The sequence below is a fragment of the Methylobacterium sp. Leaf106 genome (assembly GCF_001422895.1).
In the GTDB taxonomy this organism is placed as follows: domain Bacteria; phylum Pseudomonadota; class Alphaproteobacteria; order Rhizobiales; family Beijerinckiaceae; genus Methylobacterium; species Methylobacterium bullatum.
Genome location: NZ_LMNB01000012.1, coordinates 169659 through 195856, shown reverse-complemented (window position 1 = coordinate 195856; position 26198 = coordinate 169659). Strand labels below are relative to the sequence as shown.

General features: G+C 68.2%; 22 protein-coding genes. 14 read left to right on the top strand and 8 right to left on the bottom strand.

The features are described 5' to 3' along the window. The first annotated feature begins 28 nt into the window (after positions 1 to 28). The 3 genes from secA to ASF34_RS08835 all read left to right on the top strand — a co-directional run bounded on the left by secA (position 29) and on the right by ASF34_RS08835 (position 4858). Positions 29 to 2926 (top strand): preprotein translocase subunit SecA, encoded by a 2898-nt coding sequence (gene secA / locus ASF34_RS08845; RefSeq protein WP_056143710.1) that lies wholly within the window; start codon positions 29 to 31, stop codon positions 2924 to 2926. Between the two features lie 59 nt (positions 2927 to 2985). After that, positions 2986 to 3825 (top strand): aldo/keto reductase, encoded by an 840-nt coding sequence (locus ASF34_RS08840; protein ID WP_056160597.1) that lies wholly within the window; start codon positions 2986 to 2988, stop codon positions 3823 to 3825. A 160-nt stretch (positions 3826 to 3985) separates the two neighbouring features. Continuing rightward, a complete protein-coding gene (locus ASF34_RS08835) occupies positions 3986 to 4858 on the top strand; it encodes a cell wall hydrolase (RefSeq protein WP_018046008.1) in 873 nt (290 codons plus the stop codon). Between the two features lie 10 nt (positions 4859 to 4868). On the opposite strand, the gene ASF34_RS08830 is transcribed toward ASF34_RS08835, so the two are convergent. Further along, a complete protein-coding gene (locus ASF34_RS08830) occupies positions 4869 to 6821 on the bottom strand; it encodes a potassium transporter Kup (protein ID WP_018046007.1) in 1953 nt (650 codons plus the stop codon). A 328-nt stretch (positions 6822 to 7149) separates the two neighbouring features. Continuing rightward, on the bottom strand, positions 7150 to 8463 hold the full coding sequence (ispG, locus tag ASF34_RS08825; RefSeq protein ID WP_187273356.1) for a flavodoxin-dependent (E)-4-hydroxy-3-methylbut-2-enyl-diphosphate synthase: 1314 nt from the start codon (positions 8461 to 8463) through the stop codon (positions 7150 to 7152). Between the two features lie 425 nt (positions 8464 to 8888). On the opposite strand from ispG, the gene ASF34_RS08820 reads away from it, so the two are divergent. The 3 genes from ASF34_RS08820 (at position 8889) to ASF34_RS08810 (ending at position 11551) form a co-directional block, all read left to right on the top strand. Then, complete coding sequence (locus ASF34_RS08820; RefSeq protein ID WP_244478946.1) at positions 8889 to 9998, top strand: patatin-like phospholipase family protein; 1110 nt, start codon at positions 8889 to 8891, stop codon at positions 9996 to 9998. Between the two features lie 48 nt (positions 9999 to 10046). Next, positions 10047 to 10688 (top strand): sigma-70 family RNA polymerase sigma factor, encoded by a 642-nt coding sequence (locus ASF34_RS08815; RefSeq protein WP_056160596.1) that lies wholly within the window; start codon positions 10047 to 10049, stop codon positions 10686 to 10688. Between the two features lie 92 nt (positions 10689 to 10780). After that, positions 10781 to 11551: an anti-sigma factor family protein gene (locus ASF34_RS08810; protein WP_043765038.1), complete on the top strand. Its 771-nt coding sequence runs from the start codon at positions 10781 to 10783 to the stop codon at positions 11549 to 11551. A gap of 39 nt (positions 11552 to 11590) precedes the next feature. Here ASF34_RS08810 and ASF34_RS08805 read toward each other — a convergent pair whose 3' ends face one another. Then, on the bottom strand, positions 11591 to 12604 hold the full coding sequence (locus ASF34_RS08805; protein WP_018046002.1) for a bifunctional riboflavin kinase/FAD synthetase: 1014 nt from the start codon (positions 12602 to 12604) through the stop codon (positions 11591 to 11593). A gap of 276 nt (positions 12605 to 12880) precedes the next feature. Between ASF34_RS08805 and ASF34_RS08800 the strand changes: the two genes are divergently transcribed. Both ASF34_RS08800 and ASF34_RS08795 read left to right on the top strand, forming a co-directional pair. Beyond that, positions 12881 to 13264, top strand: a complete 384-nt coding sequence (locus ASF34_RS08800; RefSeq protein ID WP_018046001.1) for a response regulator — start codon at positions 12881 to 12883, stop codon at positions 13262 to 13264. Between the two features lie 55 nt (positions 13265 to 13319). Beyond that, positions 13320 to 13859 (top strand): protein phosphatase CheZ, encoded by a 540-nt coding sequence (locus tag ASF34_RS08795; protein ID WP_018046000.1) that lies wholly within the window; start codon positions 13320 to 13322, stop codon positions 13857 to 13859. Positions 13860 to 13917: 58 nt separating this feature from the next. On the opposite strand, the gene ASF34_RS08790 is transcribed toward ASF34_RS08795, so the two are convergent. Both ASF34_RS08790 and ASF34_RS08785 read right to left on the bottom strand, forming a co-directional pair. Continuing rightward, complete coding sequence (locus ASF34_RS08790) at positions 13918 to 14832, bottom strand: TIGR01459 family HAD-type hydrolase (protein ID WP_056160594.1); 915 nt, start codon at positions 14830 to 14832, stop codon at positions 13918 to 13920. A 117-nt stretch (positions 14833 to 14949) separates the two neighbouring features. Further along, positions 14950 to 16452 carry an EAL domain-containing protein gene (locus ASF34_RS08785; protein WP_056160592.1) on the bottom strand — a complete coding sequence of 501 codons (1503 nt, stop codon included), beginning with the start codon at positions 16450 to 16452 and terminating at the stop codon, positions 14950 to 14952. A gap of 283 nt (positions 16453 to 16735) precedes the next feature. Between ASF34_RS08785 and ASF34_RS08780 the strand changes: the two genes are divergently transcribed. From ASF34_RS08780 to ASF34_RS08770, 3 genes are all read left to right on the top strand, one after another. After that, complete coding sequence (locus tag ASF34_RS08780) at positions 16736 to 16957, top strand: heavy-metal-associated domain-containing protein (RefSeq protein WP_018045997.1); 222 nt, start codon at positions 16736 to 16738, stop codon at positions 16955 to 16957. 233 nt (positions 16958 to 17190) lie between these two features. After that, positions 17191 to 18864: a formate--tetrahydrofolate ligase gene (locus tag ASF34_RS08775; RefSeq protein WP_018045996.1), complete on the top strand. Its 1674-nt coding sequence runs from the start codon at positions 17191 to 17193 to the stop codon at positions 18862 to 18864. A gap of 113 nt (positions 18865 to 18977) precedes the next feature. After that, positions 18978 to 19664, top strand: coding sequence for a spermidine synthase (locus ASF34_RS08770; RefSeq protein ID WP_056160590.1), 687 nt, complete (start codon positions 18978 to 18980; stop codon positions 19662 to 19664). 15 nt (positions 19665 to 19679) lie between these two features. On the opposite strand, the gene ASF34_RS08765 is transcribed toward ASF34_RS08770, so the two are convergent. The 3 genes from ASF34_RS08765 to ASF34_RS08755 all read right to left on the bottom strand — a co-directional run bounded on the left by ASF34_RS08765 (position 19680) and on the right by ASF34_RS08755 (position 21026). Continuing rightward, the gene (locus tag ASF34_RS08765; RefSeq protein ID WP_156465674.1) at positions 19680 to 19949 is read right to left on the bottom strand and encodes a hypothetical protein; all 270 of its coding nucleotides are present in this window, start codon (positions 19947 to 19949) and stop codon (positions 19680 to 19682) included. Between the two features lie 70 nt (positions 19950 to 20019). After that, positions 20020 to 20313 (bottom strand): hypothetical protein, encoded by a 294-nt coding sequence (locus ASF34_RS08760; RefSeq protein ID WP_026176318.1) that lies wholly within the window; start codon positions 20311 to 20313, stop codon positions 20020 to 20022. Positions 20314 to 20435: 122 nt separating this feature from the next. Continuing rightward, positions 20436 to 21026 carry a GNAT family N-acetyltransferase gene (locus ASF34_RS08755; RefSeq protein ID WP_056161147.1) on the bottom strand — a complete coding sequence of 197 codons (591 nt, stop codon included), beginning with the start codon at positions 21024 to 21026 and terminating at the stop codon, positions 20436 to 20438. A 332-nt stretch (positions 21027 to 21358) separates the two neighbouring features. Here ASF34_RS08755 and zapE point away from each other — a divergent pair, with 332 nt between their 5' ends. The 3 genes from zapE (at position 21359) to ASF34_RS08740 (ending at position 25975) form a co-directional block, all read left to right on the top strand. Further along, positions 21359 to 22504 (top strand): cell division protein ZapE, encoded by a 1146-nt coding sequence (gene zapE / locus ASF34_RS08750; protein WP_018045991.1) that lies wholly within the window; start codon positions 21359 to 21361, stop codon positions 22502 to 22504. A gap of 643 nt (positions 22505 to 23147) precedes the next feature. After that, positions 23148 to 23627, top strand: a complete 480-nt coding sequence (locus ASF34_RS08745) for a (2Fe-2S)-binding protein (protein ID WP_018045990.1) — start codon at positions 23148 to 23150, stop codon at positions 23625 to 23627. Continuing rightward, on the top strand, positions 23624 to 25975 hold the full coding sequence (locus ASF34_RS08740; RefSeq protein WP_056160586.1) for a xanthine dehydrogenase family protein molybdopterin-binding subunit: 2352 nt from the start codon (positions 23624 to 23626) through the stop codon (positions 25973 to 25975). Before ASF34_RS08745 ends, ASF34_RS08740 begins: the two co-directional genes overlap by 4 nt. Positions 25976 to 26198: the final 223 nt, after the last annotated feature.

Genomic DNA, 26198 nt, shown 5'->3' with positions numbered 1-26198 from the left:
TGATATTTCGATCGACCGCAGGTTCACGATGCTCGGCGCCCTCGCTAAGAAGATATTCGGCTCGTCCAACGATCGCCGCGTCAAGGGCTATCGCCCCCGCGTCGCCGAGATCAATGCCCTGGAGCCGGAGATCTCCGCCCTGTCGGACGAGGCCCTGCGTGCCCGGACGGACATGCTGAAGGCCGAGCTCGCTGCCGGGAAGACCCTCGACGATATCCTCGTTCCCGCCTTCGCCACGGTGCGCGAGGGGGCCAAGCGCGCCCTCGGCCAGCGCCATTTCGACGTGCAGCTCATCGGCGGCATGGTCCTTCACGAGAGCGGCATCGCCGAGATGCGCACCGGCGAAGGCAAGACCCTGGTGGCGACGCTGCCGGTCTACCTGAACGCCCTGTCGGGCCTCGGCGTGCACGTGGTCACGGTGAACGACTACCTCGCCTCCCGCGATGCGGAGTGGATGGGCCGGGTCTATCGCTTCCTCGGCCTCACCGTCGGCACCATCGTCCACGGGCTCGACGATGAGCAGCGTCGGGACGCCTATGCCTGCGACATCACCTATGGCACCAACAACGAGTTCGGCTTCGACTACCTGCGCGACAACATGAAGTACGAGCTCTCGCAGCTGTCGCAGCGCGGGCACAATTTCGCGATCGTCGACGAGGTCGATTCGATCCTGATCGACGAGGCGCGCACGCCGCTCATCATCTCCGGTCCCGTGGACGACCGCTCGGAGCTCTACGTCTCCGTCGACGCGCTGATGCCCCATCTCGAGAAGGAGCATTACGACCTCGACGAGAAGCAGCGCTCGGTCTCGCTCACCGAGAGCGGCAACGAGTTCATCGAGGATCTGCTCCGCGGCGCCGACCTGCTGAAGGAGGGCGACCTCTACGACGCCCACAATGTCAGCCTCGTCCACCACGTGAACCAGGCGCTTCGCGCCCACACCCTGTTCACCCTGGACAAGGACTACATCGTCAAGAACGACGAGGTGGTGATCATCGACGAGTTCACCGGCCGCATGATGCAGGGCCGGCGCTACTCGGAGGGCCTGCATCAGGCGCTCGAAGCCAAGGAGCGGGTGACGATCCAGCCCGAGAACCAGACGCTCGCCTCGATCACCTTCCAGAACTACTTCCGGCTCTATTCCAAGCTCGCCGGCATGACCGGCACCGCCTCCACCGAGGCCGATGAATTCGCCGAGATCTACAAGCTCGAAGTCGTCGACATCCCGACCAACAAGGAGGTCGAGCGCGTCGACGAGGACGACGAGGTCTACCGGACGGTGGGCGAGAAGTACGACGGCATCATCGCCGAGATCGAGAAGGCGCATGCGCGCCATCAGCCGATCCTGGTCGGCACCGGCTCCATCGAGAAGTCGCAGCACCTGGCCGAGATGCTGACCAAGGCCGGCTTCCGCCAGCTCGACTATTCCGACCTCAATGCGCTCACCGACGTCTATGCCGCCGCCCGCGAGGGACGCGTGACGAAGACCTTCGCGGTGCTGAACGCCCGCTTCCACGAGCAGGAGGCCTATATCGTCGCCGAAGCCGGCGTGCCGGGCGCCATCACCATCGCCACCAACATGGCCGGGCGCGGCACCGACATCAAACTCGGCGGCAACCTCGAGATGCGCCTGGAGAAGGAGCTCGCCGGCCTGCCCGAAGGCGCCGAGCGGGATGCGAAGGCGGCGGCGATCAAGGCCGAGATCGAAGAGAACCGCGCCAAGGTGCTAGCCTCGGGCGAGCCGGCCGACCCGGAGGCCGGGCGCAAGAAGGCCCTGCCCGGCGGCCTCTACATCATCGGCACCGAGCGTCACGAATCGCGGCGCATCGATAACCAGCTGCGCGGCCGCTCCGGCCGACAGGGCGATCCCGGCCGCTCGAAATTCTACCTGTCGCTTCAGGACGACCTGATGCGGATCTTCGGCTCCGACCGCATGGACGGGATGCTCACCCGCCTCGGCCTGGAGAAGGGCGAGGCGATCATCCACCCCTGGATCAACAAGGCGATCGAGAAGGCGCAGCAGAAGGTCGAGGCGCGCAACTTCGACATGCGCAAGAACGTGCTCAAGTACGACAACGTCATGAACGACCAGCGGAAGGTCGTGTTCGAGCAGCGCCGCGACTTCATGGGCCAGGACAGCGTGCGCGACACCGTGGACGAGATGCGCCACGGCGTCGTCGACGATCTCGTCGCCGTCCACGTGCCCGAGAATGCCTATGCCGAACAATGGGACATCGAAGGCCTGCGCCTGCGCGTCACCGAGGTGTTGAACCTCGACGTGCCGGTGGAAGATTGGGCCAGGGAAGAGGGCATCGCCGACGAGGAGATGCGAGACCGCCTGCGCACCGCCTCCGACGAGGCCTATGCCGCCCGCACCGAGAAGAACACGCCGGAGGTGATGACGTATGTCGAAAAGCAGGTCCTGCTGCAGACCCTCGACCATCTCTGGCGCGAGCATCTCGTCACCCTCGACCACCTGCGCCAGGTGATCGGCTGGCGCGGCTTCGCCCAGCGCGACCCGCTCAACGAGTACAAGTCGGAGGCGTTCGAGCTCTTCAACGGCCTCGTCGGCGCCTTGCGCGAGCAAGTGACCCAGCAGCTCGCCCGCATCGAGATCACGTACCAGGAGCAGGATTCACAAGGCGCGAACCCGTTTGCGAGCCCGGAACTGCCGTCCATGTTCGCCCAGCACCTCGATCCCGTCACCGGCGAGAACGAGATGGACTTCTCCGATCGCGGCACGGGCAGCGCCGGGGGCGGCGGGCCGGCCTACGGCTACGCCGCGCAGGCGATGTCCACGGATGCGGCGGTCATCGAGCGCGACCCGAACGACGCCACCACCTGGGGCCGCGTCGGGCGCAACGAGCCTTGCCCCTGCGGCTCGGGCAAGAAGTACAAGCACTGCCACGGCACCCTGACGACCTGAGGCGAGCCCGCACGGCCGGACCTGCATCCGGCGGTGAAGGATTCTAAGGGGAGATCCGCATGCGGCAGACGACTTTCGGGCAGACCGGACGCCCCGTCTCCGTCATCGGCCAGGGCACGTGGTATCTGGACGAGGCACACCGGCCCGACGCCGTCGCCGCCCTGCAGCGGGGCCTCGATCGCGGGATGAGCCATATCGACACCGCCGAGATGTATGGCGAGGCCGAACTCGTGGTGGCGGAGGCGATCGCTGGGCGGCGCGACGAGGTGTTCCTCGTTTCGAAGGTCCTGCCGAACCATGCCTCGGCACGCTCCGTCGTCACCGCCTGCGAACGTTCGCTGGCGCGCCTGAAGACGGACCGGCTCGACAGCTATCTCCTGCACTGGCGGGGCGCGACCCCGCTGGAAGAGACCATCGGCGCCTTCGAGGGCCTGGTCCGGCAGGGCAAGCTCCTCTCCTGGGGCGTCAGTAATTTCGACGTCCCCGATCTCGAAGACGCTCTCGCAGTAGCCGGCGAGGGCCGCATCGCCTGCAATCAGGTGCTGTATCATCTCGGGGAAAGGGCGATCGAACACGCCGTCCTTCCCTGGTGCGCGGCGCATGGCGTCGCATTGGTCGCCTACAGCCCCTTCGGCCATGACGACTTCCCCGAGCCGGACTCGGCCGGCGGACGCGTGCTCGGAGAGATCGCCGCCGAGACGGGAGCGACGCAGCGGCAGGTCGCCCTCGCGTCGCTGACGCGGTCGCCCTCCGTCCTCGCGATCCCGAAGGCCGCGCGAATCGCGCATTTGGAGGAGAACGCCGCCGCCGGCGAGCTGACGCTGACCGATGGTCAATGGCAGCGCCTCGACGATGCCTTTCCGCGCGGGGCCAAACCCGCGCGCCTGCCGATGCTCTGAGGCACGGATCGGGTTCGCCCTGGCTGGAGAGAGAAAAGCCGGGCGTGACCCTCAAGCCACAGCATCGGGAAGATGAGCGAACCTCCCGGACCGTATCCGAAAAGAAACCACATTTCCCGCCGAGCTAGACCGTCCAGGAAACGGACGGGAGCGAGACGGCATGGGGTATCCCCGATCGGCGACGACGGGACTCTACGGGGTCCTGCTGATGACGACGATGGGCCTCGGTGCCTGTAATTCCCCCACCACGACCGGCTCCCTCGGCGGCCCGGGCCTTGCGGCCAAACCCATGGCGGTGAGCGACCAAGAGCGCGACTGTCTCGGCCGCGCCATGTATTTCGAATCGAACCGCAGCGATTCCGAAGGCCTGCTCGCCGTCGGCACGGTGGTGATGAACCGCCTCGAAGCCGCCGCCTTCCCGAATGGCGGCATCTGCGCCGTCGTCGGCCAGCCCCGCCAGTTCGCCACCGGCGTGCTCACCAAGCCCATGGCGGAGAAGGACCTGACCAAGGTCGCGGACGCGGCCGACGCGGTCCTGGCCGGCCAGCGCCACCCGAAGGTCGGTCGCGCCATGTACTTCCACACGGCGGGCCGCACGTTCCACTACAACAACATGCATTATGTGGCGGTGGCCGGCGGCAACGCCTTCTACGAGAAGCGCAAGCCCGGCGCCGTGGAGCAGGCCCGGCCGCCGGCCGCCCTGGCCTATGCGGCGGCGGCCTCGGAGGCAGCTCCAGCCGCACCGGTCCAGGCCGTCGCGAATCCTGCTCCCGCCGGTGTTCCGGCGACACCTGTGGCCTCCGCCTTACCGGAGGTGACGGGCACGCAGCCCGCCTCGACGGCTCAGGCGGAACCGGATCGCGCGGTCACCGCCTCCCACTCCGCCGTAGGCCAGGGCGCGCACCTCAAAGCCTCATCGAAGCCGGTGGCGAGAACGCGTGTCGCCGCCCATGCCAAGAGCCCGGCGACGCTGGCGGCCCTTGCCCCCGAGGCGCCACTGCCGCCGCCCGTCATCAACCTGCCGAGGCCGTGACCCGGCCGGTTCAGACGGTGACCTGAGTCCCCACTTCCACGACACGGCCGGTGGGGATCTGGAAGAAGTCGGTGGCGTCGTTGGCGTTCTTGGCGAGCGTGATGAAGATCCGGTCCTGCCAGAGCGGCATACCGGAATGCGCGGCGGGGCGGATCGAACGGCGCGACAGGAAGAACGACGTCGCCATGATGTCGAACTTGAAGCCTTGCTTCTTCAGGAGCGTCAGCGTCCGCGGGATGTTGGGCTGCTCCATGTAGCCGAACTTCATCACGATCTTCGAGAAGTGCGGGCCGATCGGCTCCATGCGGATACGGTCCGCCTCGCTTGCACGGGGGGTGTCCACGGTCTCGACCGTGAGAATCACGTTCTTCTCGTGCAGCACCTTGTTGTGCTTGAGGTTGTGCAGCAGGGCCGCCGGGGCGATGGACGGGTCGCTGGTGAGGAACACCGCCGTGCCGCGCACGTGATGGGGTGGGCTCTTCTCCAGCATGCCCACGAGTTCGAGCAGCGGCACGTCGGTCTTGCGGGTCTTGTTGAACAGGATGTTCACGCCCCGCACCCAGGTCCACATCACGATGATGAGCATCCCGGCCAGCACGAGGGGCACGTAGCCGCCCTCGAACACCTTGAGCAGGTTCGAGAGCAGGAACAGGAACTCGATGACGATGAACGGCATGATCGCGGCGGCGGCGGCGATCGGCGACCATTTCCACGACTTCCAGAGCACGATGAAGCCCATGCTCGCGGTCAGCAGCATCGTTCCCGTCACGGCGATGCCGTAGGCGGAGGCCAGGGCCGAGGACGACCGGAACAGGATCGCCAGGACCACGACCCCGATCAGTAACAGGATGTTCACCTGCGGCAGGAAGATCTGGCCGGAATGCGATTCCGAGGTGTGGCGGATCTCGAGGCGCGGAAGCAGGCCGAGCTGGATAGCCTGGCGCGACAGGGAGAACGCCCCGGTGATGACGGCCTGGCTCGCGGTGACGGTGGCGATGGTCGCCAGGATCACCATGGGCAGAAGGCCCCATTCGGGCACGAGCTGGTAGAACGGATCCGTCGTGTCGGGCACGTTGAGGACCAGCGCCGTCTGGCCGAGATAGTTCAGGGTCAGGCACGGCGCCACGAGGCCGAGCCACGCCACCTGGATCGGCCGGCGTCCGAAATGCCCGAGATCGGCGAACAACGCCTCGGCGCCGGTCACCGCGAGGAAGACCGCGCCCAGCGCCACCAGCGCCCCGGTGCCGTGACCGAGGAGGTAGTGCACCGCGTACCAGGGATTGAACGCCTGGAAGACCTCCGGTCGCGAGACGATGTGCGGCAGGGCCGCGAGCCCCAGCGCCAGGAACCAGACCACCATGATCGGGCCGAAGAAGGCCGCCACCTTGCTGGTGCCCCGGCTCTGGACCATGAACAGGGCGAAGATGATCGCCACCGTGATCGGCAGCACGTAATGCTCGAAGGCCGGGGTGACGAGCTTCAGGCCCTCCACGGCCGAGAGCACGGAGATGGCCGGCGTGATGACGGCGTCGCCGTAGAACAGAGAGGCGCCGAGCAGCCCGAGCATGAACACGATGCGCGACCCGCCCAGCGCCTTGCGGGCCAGGGCCATCAGCGAGAGGATTCCGCCCTCGCCGTTATTGTCCATGCGCAGCAGGATGACGACGTATTTGATTGTGACGATCAGCAGGAGTGCCCAGAGGATCAGCGACGTCGTGCCGAGGACTTCCTCGGTCAGCAGGATGCCGTCCGCCCGCGCCGGGCCGAGCGCCTCACGGAAGGCGTAGAGCGGGCTGGTGCCGATGTCTCCGTAGACGACGCCGACAGAGCCGACGACCAGCGTCCAGAAGTTCGTCTTCCCATGCCCGTGATTGCCCGACCCATGCTCGCCCGACCCCGTCTCGGGATGGGACGCGGGGCCTGGCTGAGCGCCGGGGACGCTCGGGATGGAGGTTTGCGTCATGCGCTGCGATCAGGCTTCTGCGACGGGGAAAGGAATCGAATGGGGAGGCTCGGATTTTTTGGAGCGTGACGTAGCGACGGAGACGGGCGAGCCGTGAGCGCTCCTCTGTCCCGCCTCACACGGACACGTCGCGGCCGAACCGGCGGCCGGCCGCTGAGGTACCGGTGCACGACGGCTCCCAGCGCGAAGCATGCCAAAGTCGTATCATGCGGGTGTGGCGCCGAGAACGACGATCCCGTGATGTCCGGGAAGGCTTCCCCGGGAAGGCGAGCGAAGTCGCCCCGCGTGCCGGAGCAGCGCGGGGCGACGGGCGTCACGACGGACGGGCTCACTCGGCGGCGGTGCGGGCGCCCTGGCCGAAACGGCGCTCGATATAGTCGATCACCACCGTCTCGAAATCCTTGGCCAGCGTGGCGCCGCGCAGGGTCATCGCCTTCTTGCCGTCGATGAAGACCGGTGCGGTGGGGGTCTCGCCGGTGCCGGGCAGCGAGATGCCGATATCGGCATGCTTCGATTCGCCGGGTCCGTTGACGATGCAGCCCATCACCGCAACGTTCAGGCCCTCGACTCCCGGATAGGTCTTCTTCCATTCCGGCATCGAGGTGACGATCCAGTTCTGGATGTCACGGGCGAGTTCCTGGAACGTGGTCGAGGTGGTGCGGCCGCAGCCGGGGCAGGCGGCGACCATCGGCACGAAGGTGCGGAAGCCCATGGTCTGCAGGAGTTCCTGCGAGGCCTTGACCTCCACGGTGCGGTCGCCGCCGGGCATCGGGGTCAACGAATAGCGGATCGTGTCGCCGATGCCTTCCTGGAGCAGCACGCCGATGGCTGCCGAGGCCGCGACCAGACCCTTCGAGCCCATGCCGGCCTCGGTGAGGCCGAGGTGGATCGCGTAGTCCGAGCGCCTGGCGACCTCGCGGTAGACCGCGATCAGATCTTGCACCGCCGAGACCTTGGCCGAGAGGATGATCCGGTTCTTGGGAAGGCCGAGTTCCTCGGCGCGCTGAGCCGAGGACAGGGCCGAGCGCACCATGGCCTCGCGCATCACGGCGCGGGCATCGATGGGACGCGCGGACCGGGCGTTCTCGTCCATCAGGTGGGTGAGCAGGGCCTCGTCCAGCGAGCCCCAATTGGCGCCGATGCGGATGGTCTTGCCGTAGCGGATCGCCTGCTCGACGATGGTCGAGAACTGCGTGTCCTTCTTCTCCTTGAAACCGACATTGCCCGGATTGATCCGGTACTTGGCCAGGGCCTCGGCGCAGGCCGGGTGATCGGAGAGGAGCTTGTGGCCGATATAGTGGAAGTCGCCTACCAGGGGCACATGGACGCCGATGCGGGCCAGACGGTCGCGGATCTTCGGGACCGCGGCGGCCGCCTCGTCGCGGTCGACGGTGATGCGCACGAGTTCGGAGCCGGCCCGCGACAGGGCGGCGACCTGCGCCACGGTGGCATCGATGTCGGCCGTGTCGGTGTTGGTCATCGACTGGACGACGACCGGGGCGCCTCCGCCGACGGTGACGGCCCCCTCGCCCTCACCCACCGTGACCCCCACCGTGCGGTGACGCGGCGTCGGACCGGCGATCTCCGGGCCGGTAATCGAAATGCCGGGGCCGAACGGATCGGCGGAAGTGGCTTCCATCATGGCGTCCATCACTGACCTTGCTTATGGCCTGGCCTGCCCTGAAGCGAGCGCCCGGCCATGGTCGTCTGGTATCGAATCCTGCCGATCCTTTGCGAAGATCGGGTGAAGGGTCCGGTTATCGAGACCCCTGCCGGTTAGCTGAGATGGCGCGCCGCATGCGTCAAGCCCGCTTACCGCATGGTGAAACCAGGGGGCAGGACGGACCACGCGCAACACGTTGGCTCAGCGTCGGCTGACATGTCTTATCCCATGGGCGATGTCGAGGGAATTGGCGCAGTGCGACATGTCCGCCACAGGAACGGCCCAAGCGGAACCGATCCATGCAGCCACCGTTTTGCTGCCCTGCGACCTTTGATGCTGCAATGCAGCATGCCCATGCGCACTTTATCGATGCGTCTGTGCAATTCTGCCACGTGGAGCTGACGATGCTCGATTCCCAACAGCCTGCCCCGGTCGATTCGCCCTCTACCGATAGGGAAGTGGCGCCGCCGCGCCCCGCCTCGCGCCCGCCCGTCAGCCTGGCCGGTCCGAATGCCGAGAAGACCGTCGCGCTGGCCCTGCAGGGCGGCGGCGCCCACGGCGCCTTCACCTGGGGCGTGCTCGATGCCCTGATCGAGGATGGCCGCCTCGCCTTCGAGGCCGTCACCGGTGCCAGTGCCGGGGCGATGAACGCGGTCGTGATGGTCGATGGCTGGATCGCCGGAGGGCCTGAGGGCGCCCGCACCGCCCTCGACCGGTTCTGGCGCGAGGCGAGCCTCGACGGCGACCTGTGGCCGGCTCAGCGCGGCGTGTTCGACCGGCTCTTCGATTTCTGGAACGAGAACCCGGTTCTGGACTTCTGGACGCGGGCGCTCAGGACCAGCCCCTACGTCTCCAACCCGCTCAACGTGAACCCACTGCGCAAGGCCCTGGCCAAGCACGTGGATTTCGAACGCCTCCGGACGGCGGAGACCGCCGGGATCTATGTCTCGGCCACCAATGTCTGGACCGGCAAGCTCGCCGTCTTCGAGCGGGATTCCCTCAGCATCGACCATCTGATGGCCTCGGCCTGCCTGCCGACGGTGTTCCAGGCGGTGGAGATCGACGGCGTGCCCTATTGGGACGGTGGCTATCTCGGCAACCCGCCGATCTACCCGCTCTTCCACGGTGCCCGGACCCGTGACGTGGTGCTGGTTCAGATCAATCCGGTGGAACGCCGCGAGACCCCTCGCTCGCGCGAGGAGATCCAAGACCGGCTCAACGAGATCACCTTCAACGCCAACCTGATGCGGGAACTGCGCGCCATCGATTTCGTCGACGGACTGATCGAGGACGGCGTGCTCGGCCGCAACGACTACCACCGTATGCTGGTCCATCGCATCGATGGGACTGGGGCCCTCGACGATTACAAGGCCTCCTCGCGGATGGATGCCCGGATGCGCGTGTTCGAAGGGCTGCGCGACAAGGGCCGCGCGGCGGCGCAGGCTTGGCTCGCCGAGCATTACGAGGGCATCGGACGAACCTGCACGCTCAATCTCAAGGCGACCTATCAATAGGGTTCCGGCCGGCCGGATTAGCCGGCCGGGCTCGCGCGTTAACTGAGCATGACGGCCGAACCCACCCAGACCGCCTCCGCTTCCTCCATCGTCGACCTTCTGGTCCCGCTGCGACGCTATGCGCGTTCGCTGACGCGCGACGCACTGAAGGCTGACGACCTCGTCCACGACACCCTCGTCCGCGCGCTGGAATCCGGTCTCTCCGTGAGGCCGAACACCAACCTGCGGACCTGGATGATGACGGTGCTGCACAACGTCTTCATCGACGACCAGCGCCGCAAGCGGGTGGAAGCCCGCCATGCCGAAGCCCTCGTCCAGATGGGCGACGAGAGCGTGCCGCCCGCCCAGGAGGGACAGGTGCGTCTCGCCCAGATCCGTCAGGCCTTCCTGACCCTGCCGGAGGAGCAGCGCGCCGCGCTCCACCTCGTGACCCTCGAAGGCATGGCCTATGCGGATGCCGCGGCCGTGCTCGGAATTCCCATCGGCACGCTGATGTCCCGCCTCGGTCGCGGTCGCGCCGCCCTGCGCGCCTTCGAGGAAGGCCAGACCGGCCGCGGCCGCTCCGAATCCTCGCCGGGTTCGGGGACGGCCAGACCCGAACGACCGCATCTGCGCCTCGTCAGCGACTGGAACGGCCAGGATTCCCGGCAGGACGTCCGGCTCGCGTCGAAAGCCATTGGCGGCTCTTAACCGCACAGAATTCGAGGGTACTCGGCTCCTCCGAGTACCAGGACTGTATGGAAGCATCGCCGTTTCCAATCGTTGAACTGGATACGACCGTCATGATCGACCCGATCACCGACAGTGACCTCGCCGCCTTCGTCGACGGCCAACTCGACGTCATGCGCCGGCTCGAGGTGGAAGCTCATCTCGCCCGTACGCCGGAGGCGGCGGCGCGGGTGATGGCCGAGATGCATGACAGGGACGCCCTGCGCCAAGCCTTCGCGCAACTGCCGGGACCGGGACCGGAGCGCAACCGCGCGGCGGCCCGCCGCCTCGACCGATCCATGGCCTGGCGGCGCGTGGGCGAGCGGCTCAAGCGGGCGGCGGTGATCGTGCTTCTCGTGGGTGCCGGCTGGATCGCGCATTCGGACACCGGCGTGTTCGGCGTGCCCGACACCTTCGCCGCCCCGGTGGATCCGGCCCTGGTCGCCGATGCGCGCCAGGCGAGAGAGGTGGCCCAGATCCGCGCCCGCCTCGGCTCGCCCGCCTCGCCGAGCTACGACAAGGCCGGCATCTCCGGTGCCACCGGCATCGTCCTGCCGGACCTGCCGGGGGACTGGTCCGTGCGCGACGTCCAGATCGTGCCCGCGCGTCACGGGGCCGGGGTCGAGGTCATGATCGACGCACCCGATCTCGGCGAGATCTCCCTGTTCGCGGCACGGGGCACCAACGAGGCGGCCTTCACCGGAGAGGTGACGAGCCCGGGCGACGGCGAGACCGTCTACTGGACGGCGGGTCGCTCGGTCTATGCGCTCAGCGGCAACGGCCACCAGGACGCGCTGCAAGAGGCGGCGCGGCGCCTCGCCTCGATCGATCCCGCCAAGCGCTGATCCGCCGGATAGTGCGGCCCGGCCGTCGCGCGTCGGATCTCAGCCGATCATCGACGGAACTCGGTCGTTCGCGATGAGCGTGCGCGCCTCGGCCGCATCCACATCCATCCTGGCGATCAACGCCTCGGCGCCGGAGAAACGTTCCTCGCCGCGGATGTAGCCGAGGAACTCCACGGCGATGGTCCGGCCGTAGAGATCGCCCGAGAAACCGAACAGGTTCACCTCGAGCAAGGGAGCGCCGTCGTCGAAGGTCGGACGACGGCCATAGCTCGCCACGCCGTCCCGCACCGTTCCATCGGGCAACCCGGCGCGGACGGCATAGATGCCGTGAGAGAGGGCACAATCGGGCAAAGCCACGTTCGCCGTGGGATAGCCCAGCGTCCGACCGCGCTTGTCGCCGTGCCGGACTTCTCCGCAGACGAACCAGCGGTAGCCGAGAAGCCGGTTCGCGCGAACGACGTCGCCCTGTCGCAGGGCTTCCCGGATCGCGCTCGACGAGACGGGAGCCTCGCCCTCCCCGATCGAGACCGGCGGGATGATCCGGCATGCCAGGGAGGCTTCGGCGCAGAGCCGGGCCAGCACCTCCGGCGTTCCCTCGCGTCCCCGCCCGAAATGGAAGTCGTGGCCGATCACGACCCCGGTGAGGCCGAGATCGCGCACGAGCAGGCCGTGGACGAACTCGGCGGCAGTGGTCCCCGCCATGAGAGCGTCGAAACGGCGCACGATCAGGCCGTCGAGGCCGAGGCGGGCGAAGACGATTTCCTTGGCGGCCGGTCCCGTCAACCGGAACATCGGCAGGTCGGGGGCGAAATAGGCGCGCGGATGCGGTTCGAAGGTCAGCATCACCGCCGGCACGCCGCGCCGGTCGGCCTCCTCGCGGACGGCTTCCACGAGAGCGCCGTGGCCCCGGTGAACGCCATCGAAATTGCCGATCGCCGCGATGGCCCCGGCAAGGGCCGCCGGCACCGCTTCGTCCTCGCGGCAGATCGTGAAGGGCCGCCCCGACGGGGAGGCGGCTCCGGGGCGCACGGAAGGATCGTCGGCTGGCGCCATCGGGTTCAAATGGTCTCGAAGAAGCTGCGGCCGAAGCGGCGACCGTGGGGGATTCCGCGCGGGAACCTGTCGAAAAGCCGGAGGGGGGTCAAGGGAAGCGGCCGCCCGATCGACGGAGGATGCGCGATCCCTTGCGCAGTTAACCGCTTCGCAATGCTGGGCGAGGTACTTTCACGAACGAGAGGCGGCGCGAGGCGGCGCTTCCCCCAATTTTTTGCCACTTTCCCGGTTCGCGGCATGCCGCACCGGCCCTGCACCGACGGAGCACCCCGACCCATGGCCCTCGATCTCGGCATGCCGATCCTCGTCGTGGACGATTATCAGACGATGGTCCGCATCATCCGCAACCTGCTCAAGCAGCTCGGCTTCGAAGAGGTCGACGATGCCTCTGACGGAACCGCCGCCCTCGCCCGGCTGAAGAACCGCAAATACGGCCTCGTGATTTCCGATTGGAACATGGAGCCCATGACCGGTTACGAGTTGCTGCGCCACGTGCGTGCCGACGAGGCCCTGCGCACCACGCCGTTCATCATGGTCACCGCCGAATCGAAGACCGAGAACGTGATCGCGGCCAAGAAGGCCGGCGTGAACAACTACATCGTCAAGCCCTTCAATGCGGCGACGCTGAAGAGCAAGATCGAGGCTGTCTGCGGCGCTTGAGCCGCAGACCCGATCTCTTTCTTCGGCGACTCACAGCATCGTGGAGCAACAAGCGATGGCCATGGCGGAAAAGTCACGGAAGGCCAGCCCTGACCCGGCATCGACGCGACCGTCGCTGATCCGGGAGCTGGTCGAGATCGCCGACTACATCGCGCATGTCCGCAGGGAGATCGCGGCCCTGCGGGCGAACGAGCTCACCCGTGACCGTCTGCCGATGGCGCATGAGGAGCTCGGCAGCGTCGTCGAGGCGACGGCGGGGGCGACGAACTCCATCATGAATGCGGCCGAGGAAATCCTCAGCCTGCCCAACGACAAGAACTACCGCGCCGCCGTCGAGGCACGGATGAACGACATCTTCGAGGCGTGCACGTTCCAGGACATCACGGGCCAGCGGATCGCCAAGGTGAGCGAATCCCTGCGCCAGCTCGAAAGCCGCCTCACGCGTTTTGCCGCCGCGGTGAAGGCGAAGGATGAGGGCGGCGTCGACCCGGCCGAGGTGGAGCGCCGGGTGCGAGCCGAGCTCCTCCTCCTCAACGGACCACAGATCAAAGGGCCCGCCACCGCCCAGGACGAGATCGACGCCCTGTTCTCCTGATCGGCGGGTCTCGCCGCTTGGGGCCGATGAGATCCGGGGCCGATGAGATCCGGCAACGCTACCAGATCAGCCGCTCGATGACGGCATCCGGGCGAACCTCCTGCCGGGCGAGCCATTCGGACACCTCGCCGAGCGTGTCGTGCTCGGCGAGAACGCCGAGTTCCTCTGCGTGGATGCCTCGCGCCACCAGAAGGTTCGGGATGCCGTAGGCCGCCGCCCCTGCGATGTCGGTGCGCAGGGCGTCGCCGACGGCGAGGACGCGGGCGACGTCCGGCGCGGAGCCACCGTCGAGCTCCGCCGCCATGGCGAGCGCCGCCTCGTAGACGGGGCGGTACGGCTTGCCGGCATAGGTCACCGCGCCGCCGATCTCCGCATAGGCCTGCGCGATCAGACCGGCGCAGGGGATGAGCTTCTTCTCGCGCTCGACCACCAGATCGGGATTGGCGCAGATCATCGGCACGTCCCGTGCCCGGAACCCGGCCAGCGTCTCGCGGTAATCGTCCGCCGTTTCGGTCGTGTCGTCGAACAGGCCGGTGCAGACTAGGCGATCCGCCTCCCCAGCCGCCACGAGGCGGATGTCGAGGCCATCGAAGATCGTGGCATCGCGTTCCGGCCCGAGATGGTGGATGCGCTCGCCCGGATGCTCGGCGATCAGCCGCCGGGTCAGGTCGCCGGAGGTGAGGATGGCGTCGTAGGCCTCCCGCGGCACGCCGTAGCCGTCGAGGATGGTCCGAACGCCGGCCCAGGGGCGGGGCGCGTTGGAGACGAGGATGACGCGCCGCCGGCGACCGTCCTCGGGCAGGGTGCGGAATCGGATCAGCGCCTCGCCCGCCCCCGCATGGGCCCGCGTCCCGTCATGCAGGACACCCCAGACGTCGCACAGGATGAGATCGTAGCGCTCGGCGACGGCGGAAAGCCCGCCCAGAATCGGCACCGGCGCCGAGGATGCGGCGCGCGCGATCGTCTCGCTCATGAATCTGGCCTGACTGGCAAGGTATCGGGGGCATCGAGAATGGCTGACCGGTTAGGCCGCCCACGCCCTGAAATCAACGCAGCGCTATCGACGCGCCGGAATCCGGGCGAGTCTGCCTCAGCCGGCGCGGCGCAGGAAATCGCGGAACGGCCGACGCTGCGGCGGCGGTTCCGGATCGTCGCCGCCGGGTTCTCGGGACGGAGGCGGCGCCGGGGATGGCGCGGCCTGTGGCGGAGCGGCGGCGAGAACTTCGGCCCGCACGGCCCGCGCCGGAGCGAAGACGGTGCCTTGCGCCAGCGGCACGTCGAGATCGATGAGATCCGGCACGTCGCTCTCGCGTTCCACCGACTCCGCGACGAGCCGGATGCCGGCCCGGGACAGGGAGGCGACGAGATCGTCGAGGGCGATATCGGGCATGGCCTGGCGGGAATCGGGACGCAGCAGGAGATCGGCGGGGACCTTGACCTGGCTGACGCCCCGGTCGGCCAGGGCCAGCGGATCGAGGCGCAGGTCCACGGGACGGTCCAGGGCGAAGCCGACACGGCCGCGCAGTTCCGCCAACGCGCCCGCCTGCTCGGCGTCGAGGCTGCGCCAGCTCGACTGGGGCAGCGCGATCACGAGGCGGCCCGACAGGCCGGGCTCGCCGACGAGCAGCCGAGGTAGCGTGCGCAGGAAGCCGGGCTCGAACAGGGAATGCGGCGACAGGGCATAGGTCACGGCGGCCTGACTGCCGCGCCCGCTGAGATGGCGTGCCACGGTGGCGACCAGGGGAAGCATGCGTCGATCGAGTTCGGTCGTCCGCCCATGGCGTTCGAGGACCGGCAGGAACAGTTCCGGCTTGAGGATGTCGGCGCCGAGGCGCAGGCGCGCCAGTGCCTCGTAGGACACGACCTTGCGCTGGGGCAGGGAGACGATGGGCTGGAGATGGACCTCGAGCCCGTCGCCGTCGAAGGCCGCGACCATGACCGCATCGCGGCTCCGGTCCGGTCGCGCCCGGTCCGTGACGGGCTCGGACCGCTCGAGCGGCGGCCAGGCTCGGGGCACCCAGGGGGTCCCGCCCGTCTCGTTGCGGAATGCCGGGGAAGGCGGCGGGACGACGTGGGCATCGAGGACGGCCTGACGGGAGGCCGGGCGCACGACCGGGGTCGGGGCGGGAGCCGCTGGCGGTGTCGCCTTGAGGCGGGCGATCTCACCATCCTGCGTGGCGACCACGGCGGCGAGTTCGCGGACGATGCCGCTGAGCAGGCCGATTTCCGCCGTGACTTCCTCGACGGCGGCCTCCACCGCGGCATTCCCGGCCTGCTTGCCCTGTGCCGGTGCCGGTTCGGCCTCGTCGGCGCGGGCACGCTCGATCCGCATCTGCTGGTCAGCGATGAGGCGGGCCACGGTCTCCAGGCGCACGAGGCGTTGCGAGAGAATGTCGAATTCCCCCGAGAGCTTCTCGCAGCGCTGGTCGAGCTGACGCGCCCGGCGCGAGGCCAGGATGGCGACGAAGCCGCCCATGGCCGCCAATCCAAAGGCGCCGCCGATGGGGGAGATCACTGCAAGCGGCGCCAGGACCACGAACCCGATGAGACTCAGGAGCCACGGGACCGTGCGTCGGCCGACGATCCGGGCCATCGGAATACTCTTACCCTCACGACGATCGAGCGGAGATGCAGGGTCCCGGTCACGGATTCCGCAAGTCGGGACAGGCTCCGGTTGTCGCCGAGACGACGAGGTCCCACAAGATGGGCGCAGGCTGCGTGAACCGGTTTTTTGCCATGTGTTGCATGAGCTTCCAAGCTTGGCTTCAGCCAGCCTGGCATCGGCGCGGAGGCCGCCGGGGCCATTGCCCCTCGCGGCGGGAGGGGATTTGGCTCTACATGAGTGCGGGACATGACCCAGCGACGGGAGCGGGTGGATGGACGCGAGACGGGTGGACCTGCTGATGCAGGTGGACGGCATGACCTGCGACGGGTGCGCCGAGGCCGTGCGCAAGGCGATCCTCCGGATCGATCCGGAGGCGCATATCGCCGTCGACCGCGATCACGGGCGCGTGGCGATCACCACCGATGCCCAGTCCCTGACGATCGCCGAGGCCCTGGACCAGGCCGGCTACACGGCGACGGCGATGTCGGGCTGACGTCGGCCCCATCCACCGTTGCGGGCGATCCATGCGCGATTCCGTGCTTTCAAATGAAATTTTGCAGACGCGTTGAAAAATTCCGACGCGCTTTTGCTTGCTCCATCGCTCACAGTGATGACAACGGTGAAGCATGGTGCCCGCGGCGCCGATGCCCGACGCCCCGAACACACGACGTTCCACAATAAACGCCCGCGCGACACGCCATCGCGACGACAGACCGGGAGAGACTTATGCCCTCAGACATCGAGATCGCCCGCGCGGCAACCCTGAAGCCGATCACGCAGGTGGCCGAGACGATCGGCATTCCGGACGAGGCGCTGCATCATTACGGCCGGCACATCGCCAAGATCGACCACGCCTTCATCAAGTCGCTGGAATCGAAGCCCGAGGGCAAGCTCGTCCTCGTCACCGCCATCAGCCCGACCCCGGCCGGCGAGGGCAAGACCACCACGACGGTGGGTCTCGGCGACGCGCTGAACCGCATCGGCAAGAAAACGGTGATGTGTCTGCGCGAGCCCTCGCTCGGCCCGTGCTTCGGGATGAAGGGGGGTGCCGCCGGCGGCGGCAAGGCCCAGGTCGTGCCGATGGAGCAGATCAACCTGCACTTCACCGGCGATTTCCACGCCATCACTTCGGCGCACAGCCTCGCCGCCGCCCTCATCGACAACCACGTCTACTGGGCCAACGAGCTCAACATCGACGTGCGCCGCATCCATTGGCGCCGGGTCGTCGACATGAACGACCGCGCCCTGCGGTCGATCACCCAGTCGCTGGGTGGCGTCGCCAACGGCTTCCCGCGCGAGGACGGGTTCGACATCACCGTGGCCTCGGAAGTCATGGCGGTGTTCTGCCTCGCCCGTGACCTCGACGACCTCGAGGCCCGCCTCGGCCGCATCGTCATCGCCGAGACCCGCGACCGCAAGCCGGTGACGCTCGCCGACGTGAAGGCCACGGGTGCGATGACCGTGCTCCTCAAGGACGCGCTGCAGCCGAACCTCGTCCAGACCCTGGAGGGCAACCCCGCCCTGATCCATGGCGGCCCCTTCGCCAATATCGCCCATGGCTGCAACTCGGTGATCGCCACCCGCGCCGGCCTCAAGCTCGGCGACTACGTGGTCACCGAAGCCGGCTTCGGAGCCGATCTCGGCGCCGAGAAGTTCATCGACATCAAGTGCCGGCAGGCGGGGCTGAAGCCCTCGGCGGTGGTCATCGTCGCCACGGTGCGCGCCCTCAAGATGCATGGCGGCGTCTCCAAGAAGGAACTCGGCTCCGAGAACCTCGACGCCCTGGAGAAGGGCTTCGCCAACCTCGCCCGCCACGTGGAGAACGTGCGCGGCTTCGGCCTGCCCGTGGTCATCGGCGTCAACCACTTCTATGCCGACACCGATGCCGAGCACGCCAAGCTGAAGGAGCTGTGCCGCGACAAGCTCCAGGTCGAGGCCATCACCTGCAAGCATTGGGCGGAAGGCGGAGCCGGCGCCGAGGAGCTGGCGCAGGCCGTGGTCAAGCTGGCCGAGGGCGAGCAGAAGCCGCTGACCTTCGCCTACGAGACCGAGACCAAGCTCACCGACAAGGTCAAGACCATCGCCACCAAGCTGTACGGCGCGGGCGACATCCAGGTGGAATCCAAGGCCGCCACCAAGCTCGCCCAGTTCGAGAAGGACGGCTACGGCAACCTGCCGGTCTGCATGGCCAAGACGCAGTACTCGTTCTCCACCGACCCGAACCTGATGGGCGCGCCCTCGGGCCACACCATCTCGGTGCGCGACGTGCGGCTCTCGGCCGGCGCCGGCTTCGTCGTGGTGATCTGCGGTGAGATCATGACCATGCCCGGCCTGCCCAAGGTCCCCGCCTCGGAGGGCATCCATCTCGATGCCGACGGGCAGATCGAAGGCCTGTTCTAGCCGGACGCCAGCGGCCCCTCCCCTGTCGGGGGAGGGGTGCCTGCCCGGCCTCGCGTGATCCCTCGCCCCGGTTGTGATAGCTGGGTCGGCATGCAGTCCCGCCGGCCCCGCTCATGATTCCCTGGCTCGTCCTCGACACCGCACCGATCCCCGGGGATGCGGGCCAGTTGCGGCTGCTTCAGCGCGGCACCGAATTCTCGATCCAGCTCGGACATAACGAGTTGATGAACAGCCGCCTCAGCGGCTCGGAGAAGGCGCTGGCGACCCTCGCGGCGGAGCGGGTCGGAGGCCGCGTGGGCGCGCGTTTCCTCATCGGCGGTCTCGGCATGGGCTTCACCCTGCGGGCGGCACTCGATGCCCTGCGGCCCGACGCCGAACTCGTCGTGGCGGAACTGGTGCCGAACGTGGTGGATTGGGTGCGCGGGCCGCTCCGGGACCTGTCGGCCGATGCGCTGTCGGACCAGCGGGTGGCGTTGCGGATCGGCGACGTGGTCGCCGCGATCCGCGCGGACAGTTCGGCGTACGACGCCATCCTGCTCGACGTCGACAACGGCCCCGACGGCCTCACCAGGCCCGAAAACGACAGGCTGTACAACGAGTTGGGTCTGGCTGCCGCCATGGCGGCTTTGCGGGTGGGTGGGGTGCTGGCGGTGTGGTCCGCCCATCCCGACAGGCACTTCACCCAGCGCCTGCGCCAGGGCGGGTTTTCCGTGGAGGAGGTGCCGGTGCGGGCCAATGTCACGAGCGGCGCCCGCCACACGATCTGGCTCGCTTCGAAGTCCGGCCGCGCCCGGCGCTGAAGCCAGAGGAGCGTGTCAGGCCGAGTGTCGACCGCGCTCCAGGCGTCGGTTGAGGCGGGTTACGCCATAGATTTCAGCGAGTTGGCGTCGGGCCGCCTTCACCGGCGCGTCGTCGCGCTCGGTGCGGGCCGCCGCGATGACGCGCAGCGTATGCGCCACGCAACGCTCCAGACGGACCGTGGCGGCACCGTCCGGCGGTCGCCGATCCTGGACCGGATTCTCGGCAATGGTCATGCGGCAAGCCCCCTCGATCATGACGAACGGGACCGGGTCTAACTGCGCCATGCGGCGGCCATTGGGTAGAGACTGGGCCACACGGTGACAGCTTGGCCATGGCGCCGGCGCGTGGCGGTGCTCAGTCGCGCGTGCTGCCCTCGTTGAACTTGTCGCGGCAGACATATCCGACGAAGCATTTGGCCACGTCACGGGTGAGTTCGTAGGCGGGCTTGGGCGCTTCCGGCAGGGGGCAGAAGCCGCCGTCGCGGACGATCCTGTCGTAGGTGATCGGCCCCGTGGTCATCACGATGGCGCCGACGCGGTTCACCAGGGCGGCGGCGTCGGCGCAGAGCATGGCGGGGGTCGCGGGCCGCTCCTGTGCCGAAACAGTGAGCGGAGCCAGGACGATACAGGCGGCGAGCGCGGATCTCATGGCACAGGATCTCATGGCGGAGCGATCGTTTCGAGCGGGGTGCCGGGCGGATGTGCCGCCCGGTGGGAGCGGAGGATAGCGCCGGGCGGCACCGCCGCCAATCCGCCGGGTGACGCCCTCTCTCACGCCGCCCGTTTCAGCGGCTCGGCCGCGGCGGCCACCGCCAGGGTGAAGTCCAGCGCCTCGTCGAGACCCTCCCGCCAGAGGGAGATCGGCGTCGGACGGGCCAGGACGAGAGCCCCCTCCGCATCGCCATCGGCCAGGGTCACGACGGCGCCGAGCTTCGTGGCGAGTCCGCGCATGGGTCCGTTCCGGCTGAGACAGCGGACATGCAGGTCGCGGACGCCGCGGTTGCGCGCCGCCGAGACGATCCGCCGGAACAGGGCGTGGCCGAGGCCGTTGCGGCGGAACCCGCGCTCCACGGCGAAGGCCGCCTCCGCGTCGCGGCCGAGGCTCAGCCCCGGCACGGGGCCGGTGAGCGGGCGCAATTCGCCGAGCGCTCGCAACGTCCCGTCGACGAAGCCGCCGAAGACCAGCCCCTCGACCGTGAGGGCGCGGGCCGCATACGCGACGGCCGCCGCATCGCTCAGGGCGGCCATGAAGCGGTTGGCTCTGGTATCGGGGTCGAGCCGTAGGAAATAGGCCTCGACCATGGCACGGTCGCTGGGCCAGAGGCGCCGGACATTCGGTCCGGTCGGAATCGTGTCGGGCATCGTGGTGCCGTACTCCGGAATGACAACGCGCAGGCTGCGCGGGCTCCGGGCGTAACCTCCCTCGAGGAGGCCACCAGATGGCATCGGCCTCGGTTTTGTGCAATGCAACAAAACGTCATCCCGCCGACGCGCCGCGCTTGATCCCCCCGGCGACGCGCGGCAGACCGGTCTTCGGGCCTGTCGCCGGACCGGTTCCATTGACGCGCGCGCGGCCATCGCGCCGTCTCGTATCCGAGGTCGCCATCGTCGTGAGTCCCCCCTCAGGTTCAGCCCCGTCCGCCGGTTCGCAGGGCGGCGATTCTCCTCCCGGTCCGGTCGCGGCACGCTACGACATGCTGGTCTCGTCCGGCGCCATCGAGCGCGACCCGGCCCAGATCCATCTGGTGCAGGCCCTCGACAGGCTGGTCCAGGATCTCGACCGGCGCAGACGGGCGAAGAAGGGCAGCGCGCTCGGCTGGCTGTTCGGGCGCAGCGGCGACGGCGAAGGCCCGCCCAAGGGTCTCTACATCTGGGGCTCCGTCGGGCGCGGCAAGACCATGCTGATGGACCTGTTCCACGAGGCGGCGCCGGGCAAGAAACGCCGCGTCCATTTCCACGGCTTCCTGTCGGATGCCCATGAGCGCATCCATGCCCACCGGCAGGCGCTCAAGGCGGGAACGGCCAAGGGTGACGACCCGATCCCGGTGGTGGCGGACGCCCTGGCCGACGAGGCGACGCTGCTCTGCTTCGACGAGTTCACGGTCACCGACATCGCCGATGCGATGATCCTCGGCCGGCTGTTCGGGGCGCTGTTCAAGCGCGGTGTCACCGTGGTGGCGACCTCCAACGTCGAGCCGGACCGGCTCTACGAGGGCGGACTGAACCGCGCCCTTTTCCTGCCCTTCGTCGCGGAGCTGAAGAACCGGGTCGAGATCCTGCGCCTCGATTCCCGCACGGATTTCCGCCTGGAGAAGCTCGGCGGTGCCTCGGTCTATCACGTGCCCGCCGACGAGGCGGCCGAGGCCGCCCTCACTCAGGCCTTCAAGGGCCTCACCGGCAAGGCGAGGGGCAAGCCGGCCACGATCCGGGTGAAGGGCCGCGAGGTGGCCGTGCCGGAGGAGGCCGCCGGCGTCGCCCGGTTCGGCTTCGCCGATCTCTGCGCCCAGCCGCTCGGCGCTTCCGACTACATGGCCATCGCCCAGTCGTTCCAGACGGTGATCGTCTCAAACATCCCGGTGATGGGCGAGGCGAACCGCAACGAGGCCAAGCGCTTCATCACCCTCGTCGATACGTTCTACGACGCCCATGTGAAACTCATCGCCTCGGCGGCGGCCGAGCCGACCGGTCTCTACACGGCGACCGAGGGCCGCGAGGCGTTCGAGTTCGACCGCACGGTCTCGCGCCTCATCGAGATGCGCTCGTCGGAATACCTCGCCTTGCCCCATGGGCGGGGGGATTCCGAGGCGAGCGGATCCAGTTCCGGTCTCGTGGAGACCTGAGCGGGCGTTCGCGGTGGTTCTGAAAGGCTTTGCCTCCTCCTGAGGGGCCGTGTAGCGGCTTTGAGGGAGGGCTCCTTAGGATCGCGCGACGACTGGAGGCCTTCTTCGAGGCCCGCTGACGCGGGCACCTCAGGATGAGGTGGTCCGCCGGGATGATCGACCTTGGCATCCGCATCCGAGCGGACCGAGCGATCATATGGTGTGACCGCAACGAGATCGACGTGATTCGAAAGTTCTGGCCCGCAGCCGGAGCGATGTCGGCCGAGCCGGCACAGACAACAAGCGACCGTCGAATGCGTTGCACGGTCCCGATACGCGCCGTGCGCAACAGCACATCGAATCCGCAGCCGAGCTTCGCGAAAGCGATGCTCGTGGCTGCCGGCCGTTGCACTGCAGCACCCCTACCGTTTAATTGGATTCATTATGAGGTACGGGGCGTGGGTGCTTCGTGCACTGCGACGGCTCCCTGTCGAGGGGCGCCGGATCCGCTGCCGCACCTCACATATGTTTCGATGCGGGACGGCGACCATGTCGCGCGCGCCCCGCGCCTGACTGACGACCTCCGAGGTATTCGCGAGCCCGACAGATTGGTGGCCAGCCGATCTCGACCGGTCCGTGGCCTGAGCGATGACAGGATACACCGATGATCAAACTCACCGTGAACGGGGCTGAACGCAGCTTCGACGGCGATCCCGATATGCCGCTGCTGTGGTTCCTGCGCGACGAAGTGGGCCTCACCGGCACCAAGTTCGGCTGCGGCCAGGCCCTCTGCGGCGCCTGCACCATCCATCTCGGCGGCACCGCCGTGCGCGGCTGCGTCACCCCCATCTCCGCAGCCGAAGGCCAGGAGGTGGTGACCATCGAGGGGCTTTCCCCCGACGGCAACCACCCGGTCCAGGCGGCGTGGCGCGACCTCAACGTCTCGCAATGCGGCTACTGCCAGTGCGGGCAGATGATGCAGGCGGCGTCCCTCCTGAAGGATACGCCGAAGCCCAACGACGCCCAGATCGACGAGGCCATGAGCGGCAACCTCTGCCGCTGTGGCACCTATCCCCGCATCCGCGCCGCGATCCATCAGGCCGCCGGAAACGCGCCGGCCGCCAACAAGGGAGAGCGCCTGTGATTCACGACGCACAGCTCACGGCCGGCCTCGCCGCCGAGACGACCGCCGCCACTTCGGAAGCGCCCAGCGCTCTCGCCAATGTCAGCCGCCGCGCCATGCTCGGCGGCCTGGGCGCCCTGGTCCTCGCCCTGTCCTGGAAGGATTCCGCCCGGGCGGAAGACAAGAAGGACGAGCCGAAGAAATTCGGCGCCGATGCCATGCCGCATGGCTGGCAGGACGACCCGAAGGTGTTCGTGGCCATCGCGCCGGACGGCACCGTCACCATCACCTGCCACCGCTCGGAGATGGGCCAGGGCGTGCGCACCTCCGTCGCCCTCGTCGTCGCCGACGAGCTGGAGGCCGATTGGGCCAAGGTGAAGGTCGCCCAGGCCTGGGGTGACGAAGCCCGGTTCGGCAACCAGGATACCGACGGTTCGCGCAGCTTGCGCCACTTCTTCCCGCATCTGCGCCATGCGGGTGCCGCGGCGAAGGCCATGCTGGTCCAGGCCGCCGCCAAGCAATGGGGCGTGCCGGCAACGGAAGTGAAGGCCGAGAACTCGGTCCTCACCCACGCCAAGTCGAAGCGCACGCTGGGCTATGGCGATGTCGCGGCGGCCGCCGCCGAACTCGCCGTCCCCGCCCGCGAGAGCGTGATCCTGAAGGACCCCAAGGCCTTCAAGTTCATCGGCAAGGGCAAGATCGGCCTCATCGACAACCGCGACATCACCACCGGCAAGGCGATCTACGGCCTCGATACCCGCCTCGACGGGATGCTCTACGCCCTCGTCGCCCGCCCGCCGGTCTTCGGCGGCAAGGTGGCGAGCTACGACGATGCCGAGACCATGAAGATCCCCGGCGTGGTCAAGGTGTTCAAGATCGACGCGCCCGAAATCCCGTACGAGTTCCAGCCGATCGGCGGCGTCGCCGTCATCGCCAAGAACACCTGGGCGGCCATGAAGGGCCGTGAGGCCCTGAAGATCACCTGGGACGACGGCCCGAACGCGACCTACGATTCGGTCGCCTTCCGGGGCGAGTTGGAGAAGGCGGCGCGCGCGCCCGGCAAGGTCGTGCGCAACCAGGGCGACGTCGACGGCGCCATGGCCAAGGCCAAGCAGCGGATCGAGGCCGAGTATTTCGTGCCCCATCTCGTCCAGGCCCCGATGGAACCGCCGGCCGCCACCGTGCGGATCAAGGACGGGTTCTGCGAGGCCTGGGCCTGCACCCAGGCACCCCAGGCGACCCATGACCGCTTGGCCAAGAAGCTCAACCTGCCCGCCGACAAGGTGCGGGTGAACGTGACGCTGCTCGGCGGCGGCTTCGGCCGCAAGTCGAAGCCCGATTACGTGCTCGAGGCGGCCCTGTGCTCGCAGGCCGTGGACGGCGCGCCGGTGAAACTCACCTGGACCCGCGAGGACGACCTCCATCACGGCTACTACCACACGATCTCGGTGGAGCGCCTGGAGGCCGGCCTCGACGACAAGGGCATGCCGGTGGCCTGGCTCCACCGCTCGGCCGCCCCGACGATCGGTTCGATCTTCGCGGCCGGCGCCAAGAACGAGCTGCCTTTCGAGCTCGGGATGGGGCTGACCAACACGCCCTTCGACGTGCCCAACATCCGCCTGGAGAACCCGGCGGCGGATGCGCATGTACGGATCGGCTGGTTCCGCTCGGTCTCGAACATCCCGCACGCCTTCGCGATCCAGTCCTTTGTCGCCGAGTTGGCGCATGCGGCGGGCAAGGATCCGAAGGAGTACCTGCTGGCCCTGATCGGCCCCGACCGGGTGATCGACCCGACCAGCATCGGCGATGTCTGGAATTACGGCGAAGATCCCGCCCGCTACCCGATCGAGACCGCGCGCCTGCGCGGGGTCATCGAGGCGGCGGCCAAGGGCATCGGCTGGGGCCGGAAGCTGCCGAAGGGACGGGGCCTCGGCATTGCCGGACACTACAGCTTCGTCACCCACACGGCGGTGGCGGCCGAAGTGGAGGTGGGCGCCAAGGGTGAGGTCTCGGTCAAGCGCATCGACATCGCCGTCGATTGCGGACCGCACGTCAACCCGGAGCGTATCCGCTCGCAGATGGAAGGCGCCGTCGTCATGGGGATGGGCTTGGCCTTGTCGGCCGAGATCACCTTCAAGGACGGGCGCGCGCAGCAGAACAACTTCGACGGCTACGAGATCACCCGTCTCGACGCCGCCCCGAAGGAGCTGCACGTCCACCTGATCCAGAACAACGACTACAGCCGTCCGCTCGGCGGCGTCGGTGAGCCGGGCGTCCCCCCCGTGGCGCCGGCCATCGCCAACGCGGTCTTCGCCGCCACCGGCCGCCGCATCCGGCAGCTGCCGATCCGCGACCAGCTGAGCTCGTAAACACAAAGACCCTCCGGCCCGAAGACTTGGGCTGGAGGGTCACATCGTTCGACACGTGGTCCAGCCCTCCACCTCATCCTGAGGTGCCGCGAAGCGGCCTCGAAGGAGGGGTCCAGAGCCGACTGCGCGACCTAGAGGCCTCCTTCGAGGCCTTCGCTGCGCTCCGGCTCCTCAGGATGAGGGGCCGGGTTGGAAGTGCCGAAGGTAGACTCGCCTTTCGGAC